Source organism: Arthrobacter sp. MYb213, assembly GCF_002979915.1.
Lineage (GTDB): Bacteria > Actinomycetota > Actinomycetes > Actinomycetales > Micrococcaceae > Glutamicibacter.
Window position 1 is genome coordinate 668,259 of record NZ_PCQA01000001.1, and the last position, 15,566, is coordinate 683,824.

Below are 15,566 nucleotides of genomic sequence, written 5' to 3' on the forward strand. Positions count from 1 at the left end.
GCTTCGAATAGATTGCCTGCGGATGCCAGCCACGTTAGGGAACCTTCATACCGCTTGCCAGCAAATAATCTAATTCCCATGATTTTCACATCTTCGACCAAACATGCAGAAGCTCGCCGGCGGATGCTTCAGCCGGCGAGCTTCATTTCGTTTAGTGCTTACTTAGACTTTGTTCTCAGCCCAGTGGTAGCCACTTTCGTTATGCTCTGCTGCGTCGATACCTTCAATTTCGGTCTGCGCCGAGACACGCCATGGCGTGATTTTCTCAATAGCCGTAGCGATGACCCAGGTCATGGCCGCCGAGAAGACAAGCACCACGAGCAGTGTCATGAACTGGGCAACGAGCTGACCCATTCCTCCGCCGTAGAACAGGCCGCCAGCGTTCGACTCGGTAGGCAGGGCAAGGAAGCCAAGGAACATGGTGCCGATGACTCCGGAAACCAAGTGCACGCCGACTACATCGAGTGAGTCGTCGTAGCCCAGCTTCCATTTCAGGTTCACTGCCCAGGCCGAACCGGCACCGGCAATCAGTCCGAGCAACAGTGCGGCCCACGGTGCCAAATCTGCACAAGCTGGGGTAATGGCTACCAGTCCCGAAACAAGGCCTGAGGCTACACCCACCGAGCTCGGACGCTGTCCACGGAGTTTCTCCACGAAGATCCAGCCTAGGATCGCGGCTGCTGGAGCTCCCATGGTGTTAATCCAGATCAGTCCGGCCTGTTCAACGGTGGTCGCTGCCCCGGCATTAAACCCGAACCAACCAAACCAGAGCAGCGCAGCACCAAGCATCACCAGCGGGGTGTTGTGTGGCTGTGGACGGTCATGGAAGTTGTGACGCTGTCCAAGCTTGAGAGCAAGTACCAGGGCCGCAACACCGGCGTTGGTGTGTACCACCGCGCCGCCGGCAAAGTCGATGGCTTCACCAAAGATACTGCCGAGGAATCCGTCTTCTGACAGCATTCCGCCACCCCAAATCCAGAAGGCCACCGGTGCGTAGACCAGCGAAACCCACAGTGGCACGAAGAGCAACCAGGGGGCGAAGCGACTGCGGTCCGCAATGGCTCCGGAGATGATAGCCACCGAGATGAGCGCGAAGGTCCCGGAGAAGCCGGCGGTGAGAAGCCCTGTCGGCTCGGTGTTGTGCATGGCGATGTCGCTGAACGGATTGCCGATTATTCCGGCAATCGCTGGCTGTCCTGCTGAGAGCGAGTAGCCCCACAGGATCCAGACGATAGCGCTCAGTGCGGCGGCGGAGAAGCTCATCAACATCATATTGACCACGCCGGTGGAACGCGTCATTCCGCCGTAGAACAGGCCGAGTGCCGGTGTCATCAAGAGAACTAGCGCTGCGGCGATCATGATCCATAAGCTGGCTGTATCCAACTGCATCAGGGACCCATCTCCTCAAAAGTGTTTGGTGTATCGGTGAGTGAATCAGGTCTTTCAAGTACTAATTCTTTGTCACCGACATTTCGGCGGGAGGCACTTTTGATTTCGGGGATGTGACGATCAACGCTTTGGTGTAACGATCTGCTCTCACAAATGTTTCCGCGTGGTTTCCACCTTTTCACTAAACGACAATCGGCTCGGTCAGTGCGCAGAGCAGGAACCGAGCCGAATTGTTAGTGGTGAGAATATGATCAGAGTTGTTTGAGTTTGATGACCTCGAACTTGGGAACGGTAGTAGATCCACCAATCTGAGTGTCGTAACTCAAGGATCCGGTGACCGTCGCGGTGACCTGGATGATGTCATCTGCCAGTACGTCATCCAAAATATCGCAGTCAGATAGACCATCGCCGGCGGTAAACATTGAGTTGTGCTCGTAGTCGTACTTTCCCACGTGCGCGTGAGCGACGTCGGCACGGAAGATACAAGGGCCAGTCGCCGAATCAAACTGGGTGACCTTGGCATAGATAATGACGTTCTTATCTATATTCGAGTCTGGCTTCTTCACAATCTGAGCCAGTGCACGCTTGGAAATTTTCTTTGCCTTATTGGCTTTGGCCGCTTCGGCTTTCTTAGCAGCTTCCTTCGCCGCTTTTTCCTTATCCTTCTTGGCCTTCTCTTCCGCCTTACGCTCTGCTTCAGCCTTAGATTCCGCTTCGCGCTTCTCCTTGGCTTCACGCAGCTTGGTCGCCTCCGCCTCGTAGGTTTCTAACTGGGCGTTCACAGTGTCTAGTTCAACCTGTAGCGCCTGCTTTTCACTGTCTAGTGCGGCGGTAGATGCTTGAGCCGCATCAAATTCTTCGGTGGAAATGCCACAGGCGGTCAGGGTAAAGAGCAAGGCCAAGAAGCTGGACAAAGTTACCATGCGCTTTTTCATTGATATTCCTTTTAAGGGTGCGAGTTATCCGATGCCCATGCATCCGATAACAGTATCTTCACAGCGGCAACCGACGCTTTGACCGGATCTGGTAATACTTGAGAGATGGACCGCGAATTTTTCAGCCAAGACGCGTTGTATGTTGCGCCGAAATTACTGGGTGCCAAGTTTTCTGTGGACTCGGCTGTTGGGCTGGTGACCCTGCGCATTACCGAGGTGGAAGCCTATATGGGTCTGGGCACCACTGGTCCGTATGATCCTGGAAGTCATTCAAAAGACCGCCGTACCGAACGTAACGCGTCGATGTTCTCGGACCCGGCCCACGCGTACGTGTACTTCAGTTACGGAATGCATTACGCAATAAATTTTGTCTGTTCACCGGCAGGTTCCGCTTCGGGAGTGCTCATCCGGGCGGGCGAAATTATCGAAGGACGCGAGCTTGCTCAGCAGCGTAGGCTCGTTCGACGCGCTGAATCCACCGGAGCTATCAAAGAGCAACAGCTTGCACGCGGTCCGGGAAACGTAGCTCAAGCGTTGGGGATCACGCGTGTAGAACACGATGGCAAGGACCTCTTCACTCCCCCATTTTCGCTGCAAGCGCCTCCCGAGAGCCCAGCGCAGATTCTCAATGGTCCCCGGGTGGGAGTCGCTGGTGTTGGCGGCGGACCGCAGTTTCCATGGCGATTCTGGTTGCCCGGTGAGCCTACCGTTTCGGCGTTCCGGCGGGGCAGAAACGCATCTGAGTGAACACCAAGTGTCACATCTAGTTCGATTACTTCTGTGACTCCGCGTCAATTTGGCTGGCCGAAGAATTTGGTCTGTTAGATTCTTCAGGTAGCTGCGTAGCGCGAACCGTAGGACCCTCTACGTTAGGTAACCTTACTGTTTCGCTTGGCATGACCCGAGGTTCCTTAGTCACTTCAGGACTCTCGCTGAGCGGTGGAGCTGCGCTCGACTTAACGCTCTCAGAAGGTTTCGGCGACACTACGATTGGCTCCTTTTCCTTTGGCTTTGGCGTGGGCGAATCACTGGCAGTCGGAGTCGGCTTCGGCGTTTGTGTCACGTCCGGCGACTTGCTCGGCTGTTTAGTTGGTGATGCAGATTCACTTGGTTGCTGACTTGGAGTCGGCTTCTTCGTCTCACTCGGCGTAGGCGAAGGCTTCACAGTTGGCTTATCCGTAGGCGACTTTGACGGCTCTGGTTTAGCTGTTGGACGCACTGACGGTGATTTAGATGGAGTTGCAGATTCAGATTCCGAAGGTTCTGGCGTTGGTGACGGCTTGGGCTTTGGCTTTGGCTTTTTCTCCGGTTCGGGAGTCGGGACCACAGGCGTATCGTCTTTCGGCACGATCACATCTGGATTCTTTTCCTTCTGTGAATCTCTGCTCTGACGCTTATCTTCTTTCGAGGTGCCAGTCTCTTTACTCTTCGGTGCGCTGTCTGCATCCACGGTCAGCTTCGAGGAGTCAATCAAAGCACGACGCTGGCCTGGGTTCATTGGCAAGTACAAGCGTGGGTCATGCCAACGCCCGCTGATCAATACTTCAAAGTGCACGTGACATCCGGTCGAGTTCCCTGTGGTTCCAGACAAGGCGATGACTTCACCCTGTCGGACACGTTGACCGACTTTAACGAGTAGTTTTGAGTTGTGGCTATAACCGGTTTGTACGTTGTGTCCATGGTCTATGGTCACGCGCATACCGGAGTGTCCTGCCCAACGAGATACCGAAATAGTGCCAGCCTCACTGGCATAGACCGGTGAGCCACAAACAATAGGATAGTCCTGTCCTATATGAATCTGGTTGCCGGCACCCGTTGGATTAGCGCGCCAACCATATGGGCTAGAAATTCGCCGCGTGGTTACCGGGTGCATCAATTGCAAAGCACCAGGCAGTTGCCCTTTCGAAGCCACCGTACCGACAAGCAACGCCCGTTCAGCTGGGACTTTTGAATTCTGTGGAGCTTTCAGACTATTAGTGACTTGTTGAGCGTCATTAGCTTGTTCACCGTCTAAGTTCCAGACGACCAGTGGCATATCTTCCGGGCGCCCGTCGATAGCCAAGGCCTTTCCGGATCCGCCGAAGACGGCAAGCGGTGCGAACTCGCTAACTACGACAGGATAATTCTCAAAGCTGCTGTTCTCTAAGGAACCAAGCGTGGTCGCTAAAGTGCCGGATCTAAGATCAGCAGGCTGCGCGAAAATTGGCCACGCTAACGCGCCGGTTAGGCCGATGGCAGAGACCACCGAAGTAGTCCAGACCATCAGTGATCGCCGACGCTGTCTCGCTCTGCGTCTAGGCGACAAATAAGTCACATGATGACGTCTAATCACAAAAATCCAGTCCCCCCAAAGACGAATTCATTGTTGAACCCAAGAATATGCTTAATCCAAAAAGTAATCTAGATCACATCACGAACAATCACCGCTGACCTTGTCAAAAGCTGATCCTGAATTTAATTTCTTCAGATCAAACGCCAGGAAAAAGTTGGCCCGCAACAAAAGTATTTTCACCAATTCACGCCTCATGTAGTGTCACTTTGGCTTCGAGCCTGAATGCTGAAGAATCAGTCGACTCCGACAGGTCATCAACACATGGAAATGAGCTTAGGCTTCAAAATCTTCCACCTAAGCCAAGAGCCGTTCATGATGACCCACGAATGCCGGTTTTGATTCTCAAGCCGGGTATCCATTTATAGAATTCGCATCTTTGATCCTTCCTAAATTTCAGATTTTGACACCAACTTAAGTCATGTAAAAACTTATCGCGTCGATTCTTCCGGGAACTGATCACAATTTCACGTCGATACCAATATTTGATGTTCTTTACTTAGGTTTATTGGGATACTTCAGATATGGGAAATTTTCATTTGGGGAGAAAACCACTCGCTGTCATCGGGCTGCTCGGACTCTGTCTATCTACAGCCTCGTGTACGACCAATACGGTTCCGGAACCCACCGAGACGTCAAGCGTCAAATCATCGATTACAGGCACGTCGGACGCTGGGTCCAGCGAACCCACCTCCGTCTCGGCGTTGCCGCCCGTATCCACTGACACTGGTTCGCCATCTGTCCCACCGACGTCTGAATCGAAGAAACCAAACAATTCAAACCACGGAGAAATCGCCATCAGTCTCCAGAACGATTCCGTGCCGGCGGATGCCAGATGTGATGGTTTTGCGTCGAGCGACGATGAGGTGAATTCCGGTGGTGGTGGGCTTGGCGGCGCAACGCAAAAACTAGGTTCCATCTCGGTCTCGAAGCAAACCTCTGTCTCATTACTTCCAGGCACCTACCAAATTGGAGTCCACTGTAGCCTGGACTCGGAGAAATGGGCGGCTGCTAGCGCTCTCACCCAGGTGGTGCGGGGTAAGTCAATTGAGCTGCGGCTTCAAATGGAGCAAGCAAAGTAGTCATTCATTGCCAAAAGTAGGAGAAATTTCAGGTCATTTATACCCGCGGTGACACAATGCAACACCAGCCCGCTCGTTCAGCAGCAAGCGTGAGCACCAAAGGGGGCCTTCGCAATGCATTCTCCAGTTTGAGTCACTTTGCGAATTTAAAACTGATTACGAGCTCTCATTCGTAGGGTGCCAGGCACGATATAGATGTAGTTTTGAAGTTCGTTCGGTCATCAGATTGGAAATTTCGTCGAAGAATTGTTCAGTCGATTCTCCCCTCTGAAGACCACCAAAGTAAAACTCGCGTGCCTCCAGCCTTTCCTTCGACATTTCGTCATTGCGAATCCATTCATTCAGCAAGCTACCCAAGGATGCTCGTGTCCTAATATTGACAATCGGGCAGGCTTGAGAAATCGGTGCGTCTAAACGCAGTTGCTGCTCATTTTGTCGACGATCTGTTAATACCATCGGCTTTTCTGGGCATAGGTACAAGTAATCGAGACCTACACTCGAAACATCAGTAATTAGGGCATCGACGTGGTCGAACATGGAAAGAATATTTCCGACAGGTACATACTCGTGTACTTGGCCGCGAGCTTTTCGCTCTCCAATGAGCTTACAAATGTCCTCGTGCGCTTTTCGAACGTCTACATCTCGTGAGTTTGTAACACGCGGATGAGGCTTGTAGATGACTCTATTACTCGCGTCAGCAACCAATGCACTCACGATTTCCAGACCATATAGATCGACGGAAGTGTAATTGTTATCGTCGTTCTCGCCTTCCCAGGTAGGCGCATACATGATGGTACGAAGATTGGATGGTTCAAGCTCCGCCTCAAATTGAACGTCTAGCTGAGGTCTTCCTGTAATCACGAGTTTTTCGATGTTGAAATCAATCAGACGGGCTTTATGGCGGTCAATGGCGGCCGGACCAGCTACGAAGACGCGGTCATACGCCTTGGCCTTATTAGAAACCATCGAGAGCTTATCGCTCTCCCCGTGATTTACATGGACATGCACTGGCCTAGGGTGCTCTAGCGATTGAAAATTGGTACGACTATTATTCACGTATATTACGAGTTGGTACTGATTATCTTCATAGAGGTCCATCAAACTCGAAAATCGTCGCACAAATATACGCGGCAGCGAAGTATGCTTCCGAATTTGCCGGAAAGATTCTACTTTTCTAAAGAGCAAAACGACGCGGTGCCTCAGATGTAGTTTCTCAAGTACAGGAAGCCATTGCACAAGCTGATATAGCTTGTCCGGTTCATCTCCAAAATAGACAACAACGGTTGCTTCTACTGGTATGTCCTCGATTTCATGGTTAAAGCTCTTCCCATTTTCTATGCCAATCCATCCCAACGCTTCTTGCAACTTGACGCTACGACTAACAGCCCCAGCTATTTGCCTAGACTGAGCTAAAAAGGCAGCTGCCAGCTGATGACCCATAGTTGTCATTTTGCGAAAATCCCCAATACCGGTGGTTCAGATTAAAATTGAGATGGTAGCCCGCTCAGAAGCATCTAGAATGATTCAAAGCCCATCTGCGAAAGTTGCATTAATGTTCGAGGATACCACCACGTTATCGGCTCGCTCTATTGCGAGTAAACCATCTGCCGCCCGTTCAAGCGCCCTTCCAACTCTAATGACGACTTGGACCATTGAACAAACGTTCGGTGGGATGACTGCGATGTGTTTAAAACGCGCAAATGTCTTCCATGCAAATGGCATCCCGACAGCTGTAGTAACTTTCGCGCCTGACGAACAATTTGAACTGACGCATAAGTCGTTGACGGAGTCTGGGCGATTAGACGTAGAAGTACCCATTATAAATCTCCATAACTATTACGACCAACATTTACCAAATCAGGTTGGCGCTGATTTCGTAGCAACTGAACTACCCGATTTGGATTGGGGATCGCCTAGCACGGTTCTGCGGACGAGCGATCAAACTTTGTTCTACCGCGCCTTTTCCGCAGGAAAAGGTTCTGCTCTAAAACGTCGCGAGTATTATCGCCGCGATGGGACAGTTTATTTATTAGACTGCACTCTCCCCAGTTCGACATCGAAAACTAAGACAAAAAGGATTCTGCAACTTTTTCGCCGTGGTCGATCACCAGTGGCCGAATTCACTAGTGCTTCAAAGCTCTACCGCCATTGGCTTTCAACTCTTATTGGAGACACCGAGTCCAATGTCATCGTTGATAGTAAGTACGCCGCAGGATTTCTCAATTCATGGGAACATCCCGGGGCTATAAAGATATTTAATTTCCACAGCACCCACCTCATGCCTCAGCAAGATGTCATACAAGGAAAACTCTCCCCTGCCCATTTGCCAGTCATCGAAAACCGGACTAAATGGGACGGTCTAGTCTTCCTTACCGATTCACAACGAAGTGCGTTCAACCGACGATTTAACGACATTGGCAATTCGTACGTTATGGGTAACCCCACGGAGGGGCCAAGCGAGTTACCGTCCCGTTTGGATCGAGATCTCTCAAAAGTTGTTTATGTTGGGCGATTAACCGCGGCAAAAAATATCGACGAAGTTATCGAGATAGTTCACTCTGTCGCTCGATCCGGTCAACCTATAAGCCTAGATATTATCGGAGAAGGCAGCCAACGAAGTTCTCTTGAAGAACTTGTACGCACTTTGGGTCTAGAAGATAAAGTAAGATTCTTAGGTCAAGTGGAATCGATTGGCGAGCACTTGCGTAAGGCAAATGTACTGCTCTTATGCAGTAGTTTTGAAGGCCAGTCTCTAGCCCTCATGGAAGCACAAGCACATGGATGCGTACCAGTGGCATACGACGTTGATTTTGGGCCTCGTGACGTTATAGACCATTCCGCTACAGGATATTTGGTCCCTTATCAAGATCAGACTGCGGCCGTTGGAACCATCATCCGCCTATTTAGCAATGACGAACTGGCATCGAAAATATCGGGCAATGCCTTCAACAAAGCCAAGGATTATAACGAAGTTGCAATATTCCAACGGTGGCAGCACTCACTGGAAATAATCAGGAAAAACCGTTCCAAGCTTAGTAAGCTCTCGCAAATTCGTCCCATTCTTGTAGGGCTTGGATTCATTGCAGACGGAAGTATCAGGGTAGACATTGAGTTGGTTCAAAAGCTGCTCACGATCGACAGTTTAGAACTACTAGTCAGTCCGCGCAGCGAAAGCGAGTCAACAAACACAATTTCTGTCTCCCCTCACAGTTCAGAAGTTGAAAGTGCTTCATTCATCGTCCCAAGCGAGATCTATGAATCTGCAGGATCCAAGGGGACGTTAGATCTGCATTTAAAGATGTATTCGGGAACTGCCGCGGTCTCTGTACGTTTAGGCGTTCAGAATCAACAGAGCCTATCTCCATATCTGACTGCATATGGAAACTTGAGCCTCAAGTAGGCTTAGTGAACACAAAGCGGCGCCGCCTGCAATTGAATTGCAGGCGGCGCCCTTTTTGTTACCTAATTACTCGGCCGGAAGTGGATCCGGTGCGAGGTTCTGCGGGCTAGGGATCAAAGCCGTCGCGTTGGAGTACGCGACTTCTGCTGTTCCCTGGTCATCGTCGTAACCGATTGACAATCGAACGAATTGGTTTTGCTGTCGGGCGGTTACGGTAAAGCTCGCCATATCCGTACCGTCTCCGGTTGCTCCATCAATATTGCTCCAGTTGTCCGTGCCGTTTGCACTCTGTTGCCAGATGTAAACGCCACCTGGCTCTTCGAGTACTGACTCGGCACCATCCTCGTCAGACATCTGGGTGACGATACTCAAGGTATCTCCCACCGAGGCTGCCTCCGGAGAGATGACCGGACCGACTGGTTCGTCATTCACGTTGGCTACCGCATCGGTTCCTGCCGAGGCGATTTGTTCGTGAGTGCCGTTGCCATCAATGTAGGTCACCAGGACCCGAACCGGTGCGCCAACTTCGGCGTCGGTGAGGGTGAAGGTTCCGGACTCGTTAGTCTGGGTAGTCACCCAGACATCGCTCTGCGCATCGACTCCGGCTTCCACGAAGGTCTGCAGCGAGAATGTCAGATCCGATTCGATATCGTCCACGTCGCTGACTCCACTGGCGTCGGTGGTGACTTCCCCGTTTTCAGTGATCGGATCATCGTGGCCAAGCACAACTTCACCGGCCGCCTGTCCACAGGTTGCCTCGGTGTCCACTGGCAAGCAGACCACGGTGTCATTGAACTGAATGCGTTCAATGTTACGAAGTACGCTAGCCATCTCTTCGCCTTCGAGGGCGTTGACTACCTTCACTACGTTGGCTTCCAACTCAGTGACTGTGTAGTCAGCTTCGATACCTTCAAAGACCACCGTGTCGATGTTGTCTGCTTCGTTATCCAGCTGAACAACCTCGCGAACCATATGCAATTCGCTTGGATTGATGGTGCCGTTTAGCATCCGGGTGCTGAAAGCTGCTATTGAATCCTGAGATTCAACGGCTCCGCCCTCTGGCCGGTACTCAACACGCACGTTCAACCAGGCATCCCCGTCGACGAAGTTACGTCCGTCGCGCGGTTCAATCAGGTCAGATCCGGTGCCACCGATGAGGATGTTGTTATTGTGATCCCCGTCGTAGACGGTTGGATCATCCACCAGGAATGGCCTTGCATATTCGGGGACGTCTCCGCCACCGAGCATTTCACGCAAACCATCGATCCGGTCCAGATGATCTTGGGTCAGATGGTGTCCGTAGCCAATCGCTCCGCCGGCTGGATCGAAGGTGAGATCCACGCCGCCTTGCGAACCGCGCAGGATGTCATCTCCAGACCAACCACTGGTTGCTTCGGTCTGCAGGAACCGATCTCGGATACCCGTGATCGACTGTGGCATTCCAACAACAAATCCCATATCAGCGTTCACTGGTGTCTTGTGACCTCTGTAGCTCACCCAGTCGAATCCGAGCACTCCCGAATACCTGTCGGTAGCGCCACCGGCAACCATGATGTCATCTCCGCCTTCTGCGTCGAAGTCATTGTTTCCAGCACCGCCGATGATGATGTCGTGTCCACCGTGGTACAGATTCGGATCATTGAACATGGTATTACCCATGTCACCTTGGAGCAGATCGCCGTTGCCGCCGTTGCCCTGAATCCAGTCGTTGCCCTCATCACCATAGAGAACATCCGAGCCGGTGGAACCGAGCAAGAAATCATTTCCAAGGCCACCGTGAGCGGTGACTCGATCCTGGCCGCCGAGCATAAAGTCAATGCCCGAACCACCAAAGGTCAGATCCGCGACTCCCGGTCCTGGGTTCAGCACGTCGTGCCCCGCTTCACCTTGCAACCTGTCGCCATCACCGAAGAGGTCAGTAATGATGTCATCTCCATCGCCACCCATCAGCGCGTCAACACCATCATCACCTTCAATCCGGTCATTGCCGCCACGGCCCCAGACGGAGTCATCGCCCAGCCCGCCACGGATGCTACTTGCCTCATCGGTGTCCTGAACAACAATGTGTTCTGGTCCGGTGAAGCGCCAGCCGTCTGCTGCCGAACCGGTGAGACCGGCGGCATTCAGATTTTCTTGTGTATCCGACAAGTTGAACGTCAGCTGTGGAGCAGCAAAGACATCATGCGGCACCTTGTCTGCGGTCGTATTGCGGATGACCAGCTGCGAGAGTGAATTCGCTTCCAAGGAGTGGAAGAGCGTATTACCCAGGTTGCGAGTCAGGTAGTAGAACCTGTCACCATTTTGCAGATCCTCCAGCTGGGCCTCGAACACGTAGTTGAATGTGGAGCCGAGCATGCCGCCGAAGATATAAGGCTTTTCGGCTAGTCCACCCATCCACAGGTCAACATCGTTCAGTCCCGTATCTGCTGCAGGAAGAGCCATATAGGCAGGATCTGCGGCCAATGCGGTACCAGCTGCACGCTTATCAACAAGCGTTGCTGCCCCAGTTACCGACTCATGAGTTGAGTAGGCGGCAAGGAAATTACTGATCGATTCCGGGTTCTTCATTGAGAGCCTGAAATCTTCCCAGCTAGCGTATGGCTCAAGCTGCGAGTCACCGGATTCATTGAAGAACGTCTCACGAGCGGTCTGCATTGAAGGAACACCGGTATCCCTTGCCCGGGCCATGTTGATCGTTGGCAGATCTAGTGGCAGACCCAGCAACTGGTTGCGCAGCGTATCGGTGACAAACTCATCAACGCCGTTAGCCGTTTGATTGGCCAGACCCTTCAAGATGCCGCCGGCAGATTCGTCAGCAGTCAACGGAGTACCGTCTGGTGCTGTGGCGAATGCCGTCGGATTCAAGAATGCATCCAACAATGGCGTTTCAACCATCACCCCGTTGTGCTCGCGAGGAACAGTTTCACGCAACATCGAGTGTCCGAAGCGGTACACTGCGTGAGCAAATTCGGCCCTGATCGAGGCATTTGTGCCCGGCTGGTACGAATTCTCGTTCAGCACCGTTGGATCGATCGAAGGAGCGATACGTCGTGCGAATTCCTCGAACACCAGGTGCTGGTACTGCATTTCTGTCATGAAGCGTCCTGCTTGGAACAGGCGTTCACCATAGTTCCAGAATCCATCCTTCTGGAAGCGCTCTAGCAGCTCGGCTGGCAGATTGTTTTCCAGTTCATCTCGGATCTGCTCGGTCACCCGGTTGTGTTCGGAGTGGAACACATGGTGGACCGAAGTCAGCCCAATATTCTCGTTGCCTCGTCCGTCACCGGTGATGTAGTGGCTTTCCAAACTAACGTTGTCGTAGCCCGGGATCTGTGGACCGTCTGGATCGGTTGGATTATCAACCAACAACGGAGTGGCACCATGGGCAATGTCATCAAGGAATGATGCATTAGCCGTATGTGAGCCTTCGGTAGAAAGCGGTGCACTACGGTCACCCGACTGCATCCCATCTGGGAATGCAAGCTGAGCCTGTCCATTGGTGTCCAGGATCAATCCGCCGTATGGATCGGTGTACAGCAGCGGAACGTCCAAAACATCAAAGTCATCCATGGCGATGCCGAGAATGTCTCGCGCCTGATCCTTCACATTTTTCCAAGTTGGAAGACCTTCGCCGCCCTCACCGTTGAGAATCCTTCCGGTTGGCACCGGCGAATCATTGACCAATTCGTACTCACGCATAAAGGCGTTGTGCGAAGCATGGGAACCATAAGTCTGGTTCTGGTCCACAAAAGGGGTCGTACGGTTGATGTGTTCACGCTGTCCACCGGTGTCATCGATAGTGGCACGCGTCAGGGTCAAAAAGTTCGTTCGAGCACCTTCTACGTATAGTGGATCATCTGGTTGCAGTGGAACCACTACTGTTCCGTTTCCACCCTTGGAGACCAGATCCAACCCGTGATCAAAGAACTGACCAAAGATGGTGAACAGGCTTGTAGCCGAAGCCGACAATCCTTCATCGGTGGCGATATCTGGGATCATGTAGTTAGAACCGCCGGCAAGTGGACTCACGAGATCATCCAAGGTGGTAGCTACCGCTAGATTCCCACCCAAGATCACGATGTTGGTAGGTTGCAAGCGATCGATCTCGGCTTGAACCACGGCTGGCAAAGTACCTCCGCGTGGCACTAAGAGGATCGGTGCACCCTGTGATCCAGCTACCGAAGCCGCCGACAATGCGTCAGGATAGTTTGCATTGGTCGTCAAGTAGACAACAGGAACTGGCGGCGTGAAATGAGCCGCCGAGATCATAGTGGCGGTCTCAATCGAGTTCGCTCCACCAATTCGTTCGGTGGTCCAAGAGGCAGCTAAGGTCGATTCGACAGCAGCGGACACTGCTAACGGTCCACCAAGCACAACAACCTTTGCAGGATTCAGCCGAGCTAGTTCTGTTTGAACCACCTCAGGAATAGAATCACGCGAGACCAGCAACACTGGTGCGTTGTCTCTTGCTGCGGGAGCTGCAACGGCAAGTGCATCTTGAAAACTCTGCCCGGTTGCAATGTAGACGGTATTTACCGGCGCATCACTTACAGGATCCGGATGAGTGTATTTGCTAATCTCCACTGCCGTGGCTACGGAGCTAGCACCAGCAATCCTACTCACAGTGCCCGAAGCGTAGGTACCTAGTTCAGTCGCCACAGCTTCGCTGATAGCAAGTGGACCACCTGCGATGATGATGTTTTCCGGGCTCAACCTGGTCAGTTCGGCAGCTGAGACTTCGGGAATACTGTTCGTGTTGATGAGCAGCACCGGAGCACCAGCCGATTTTGCCAGCGCACTAACCGTCAAGGCATCCGCGAAGTGATTCACGCGTGCGATGACGACTGTCGAAACATCGGTAGGAAAGTTCGCTGCGCTGATAGCAGCTGACGTGGCCACCGAGGAAGGGCCAAATAGTCGCTGAGCCGTTCCTCCTCCTTCTTTACCTGCCCCATCAACCCTAGCTGCAACCTCTCCTGCTGCTTTGTTGGCAACGGTTTGATCAACAATCAGGTTACTGATGATGCGTGGTTCAGAATCGTAGACGAACCCATCGGTCTGCGTATAACTAGTCTGTGCCCCTGGCTCATCGGTGGCGTTTCCTGGTGCGCGCGGTGGAGTGGCTTCCGCGTCCTGATATTCCGCGTCAAGGAGACGAGGGAAAACTTCTTGCGCTGTGCCGTATCCATCTTGGCCAGGCATGAGGTTATTCCACCGCCCATCAACTGTGCGCAACCCAAATGGCAAAAGCGGAGACCCGATACAGGGGTCTCCGTCAAGGTCAAAGTGGGTTTGAGAAGGAATGTCGAACGTCGCGGTTGATTTGCAGAGAGGCGACGCTTCTTCATTCGTGACCTCGTCCTCAGCATGGGCCTCAGAAATTTCAATTTGCTTGATGATGAATTCAAGATCTCCTTGAGAGACGTTGAAGTCTTGACCTGGCGGCGGTGCCGCGACGGCTGCCGGGACACCTATCATCGCCCCAGAAAATACCATCGTTGCGGCTACAAGAACTGAGCCGACTTTGGCGCCCGGTGATCCGGGCATACCCCTCCTGCGTGGCATCTTATTTCTCCCCAAAGAAATGGCCCCAGCGCGAGTCGCTATTGGACCAACGAGCCCCTGATGTGATTCCCCAAGTTTTACCCCTCTTGGGATCCCACTCCCGAGTTGGCTTAACTATCATCGAAAATTCACTTTAAGTAAATAGACAACCGATTAATTCTGTGGTTGATTCCAAAATAATTATGAAGCATTCACTAAAAGATGAACGTCTTCAACTAAATACTTCACTTGGTTACTTTACGCAACTTAGTCTGACATTACTTCTAAGAATTAAATAGCGGAAACTTTGACCAAAAACATTCCCGATGTCCGATTCGTAATTCTCTTAACAAATATTAAAGCTGTAATATCAGTGCAGACACTAATGCTTCTTGCAATATAACTTGTTCATACCCCTCGACGTGTCTAGTGAAAATATATTAACGTAAACCGACGCACTGACATTTCTCGGATTAAATCAACGGTGAAATATTTCACTCTAACCGAATTTATTTAGAGTATAGATGGGCACCTATGACGGGTGTCTCAAAAGTATCCTATCGCGTAAATTCTGCGGCCAAAACTATAAAATAAAATACATTTCAAACCACGCAACCGTCGACCTAATCCGTCACACTGCACATAACTAATGACGTTCTTCGCATCATTCCGCAGAGTTTCAATCGAAATATGATCCGGTACGAACGGCTGAAAAATGAATAAATGAACGTTCGGCACGGAGCAATTGGATCTTACTCCAAGTCAAGTGACCAAACGCAAAGTCCATCGACTTCTCCGCGTCCAGACTCACCCACGTTTGCACGGCCTCCAACGTGATGACACGATTCTGCAATTCGAAATTCAGCCACACGCATTCAATGTTTTTC

General features: G+C 51.8%; 7 protein-coding genes. 2 read left to right on the plus strand and 5 right to left on the minus strand.

What is annotated here, in order from left to right; all coding sequences use genetic code 11:
* Positions 1 to 162: 162 nt before the first annotated feature.
* A complete protein-coding gene (locus CQ011_RS03225) occupies positions 163 to 1,389 on the minus strand; it encodes an ammonium transporter (RefSeq protein ID WP_105674551.1) in 1,227 nt (408 codons plus the stop codon).
* A gap of 251 nt (positions 1,390 to 1,640) precedes the next feature.
* Entirely contained in the window at positions 1,641 to 2,324 is a 684-nt protein-coding gene (locus CQ011_RS03230) for a hypothetical protein (protein WP_105674553.1), read from the minus strand.
* 105 nt (positions 2,325 to 2,429) lie between these two features.
* On the opposite strand from CQ011_RS03230, the gene CQ011_RS03235 reads away from it, so the two are divergent.
* The gene (locus tag CQ011_RS03235; RefSeq protein WP_105674555.1) at positions 2,430 to 3,071 is read left to right on the plus strand and encodes a DNA-3-methyladenine glycosylase; all 642 of its coding nucleotides are present in this window, start codon (positions 2,430 to 2,432) and stop codon (positions 3,069 to 3,071) included.
* A 25-nt stretch (positions 3,072 to 3,096) separates the two neighbouring features.
* On the opposite strand, the gene CQ011_RS03240 is transcribed toward CQ011_RS03235, so the two are convergent.
* Together CQ011_RS03240 and CQ011_RS03255 are read right to left on the minus strand one after the other, a co-directional pair.
* A complete protein-coding gene (locus tag CQ011_RS03240) occupies positions 3,097 to 4,587 on the minus strand; it encodes a M23 family metallopeptidase (protein WP_105674556.1) in 1,491 nt (496 codons plus the stop codon).
* 1,304 nt (positions 4,588 to 5,891) lie between these two features.
* A complete protein-coding gene (locus CQ011_RS03255) occupies positions 5,892 to 7,175 on the minus strand; it encodes a CDP-glycerol glycerophosphotransferase family protein (RefSeq protein ID WP_181147965.1) in 1,284 nt (427 codons plus the stop codon).
* A gap of 112 nt (positions 7,176 to 7,287) precedes the next feature.
* Between CQ011_RS03255 and CQ011_RS03260 the strand changes: the two genes are divergently transcribed.
* On the plus strand, positions 7,288 to 9,135 hold the full coding sequence (locus CQ011_RS03260; RefSeq protein WP_181147966.1) for a glycosyltransferase: 1,848 nt from the start codon (positions 7,288 to 7,290) through the stop codon (positions 9,133 to 9,135).
* A gap of 66 nt (positions 9,136 to 9,201) precedes the next feature.
* Here the strand turns inward: CQ011_RS03260 and CQ011_RS03265 are convergent, their stop codons facing one another.
* Complete coding sequence (locus CQ011_RS03265) at positions 9,202 to 14,682, minus strand: peroxidase family protein (RefSeq protein ID WP_181147967.1); 5,481 nt, start codon at positions 14,680 to 14,682, stop codon at positions 9,202 to 9,204.
* Positions 14,683 to 15,566: the final 884 nt, after the last annotated feature.

Excerpts from the sequence above, each read along its gene's own strand:
- CQ011_RS03225 (WP_105674551.1), bottom strand. The coding sequence starts at position 1,389 with ATGCAGTTGGATACAGCCAGCTTATGGATCATGATCGCCGCAGCGCTA.
- CQ011_RS03230 (WP_105674553.1), bottom strand. The coding sequence starts at position 2,324 with ATGAAAAAGCGCATGGTAACTTTGTCCAGCTTCTTGGCCTTGCTCTTT.
- CQ011_RS03235 (WP_105674555.1), top strand. The coding sequence starts at position 2,430 with ATGGACCGCGAATTTTTCAGCCAAGACGCGTTGTATGTTGCGCCGAAA.
- CQ011_RS03240 (WP_105674556.1), bottom strand. The coding sequence starts at position 4,587 with ATGGTCTGGACTACTTCGGTGGTCTCTGCCATCGGCCTAACCGGCGCG.
- CQ011_RS03255 (WP_181147965.1), bottom strand. The coding sequence starts at position 7,175 with ATGGGTCATCAGCTGGCAGCTGCCTTTTTAGCTCAGTCTAGGCAAATA.
- CQ011_RS03260 (WP_181147966.1), top strand. The coding sequence starts at position 7,288 with ATGTTCGAGGATACCACCACGTTATCGGCTCGCTCTATTGCGAGTAAA.
- CQ011_RS03265 (WP_181147967.1), bottom strand. The coding sequence starts at position 14,682 with ATGCCCGGATCACCGGGCGCCAAAGTCGGCTCAGTTCTTGTAGCCGCA.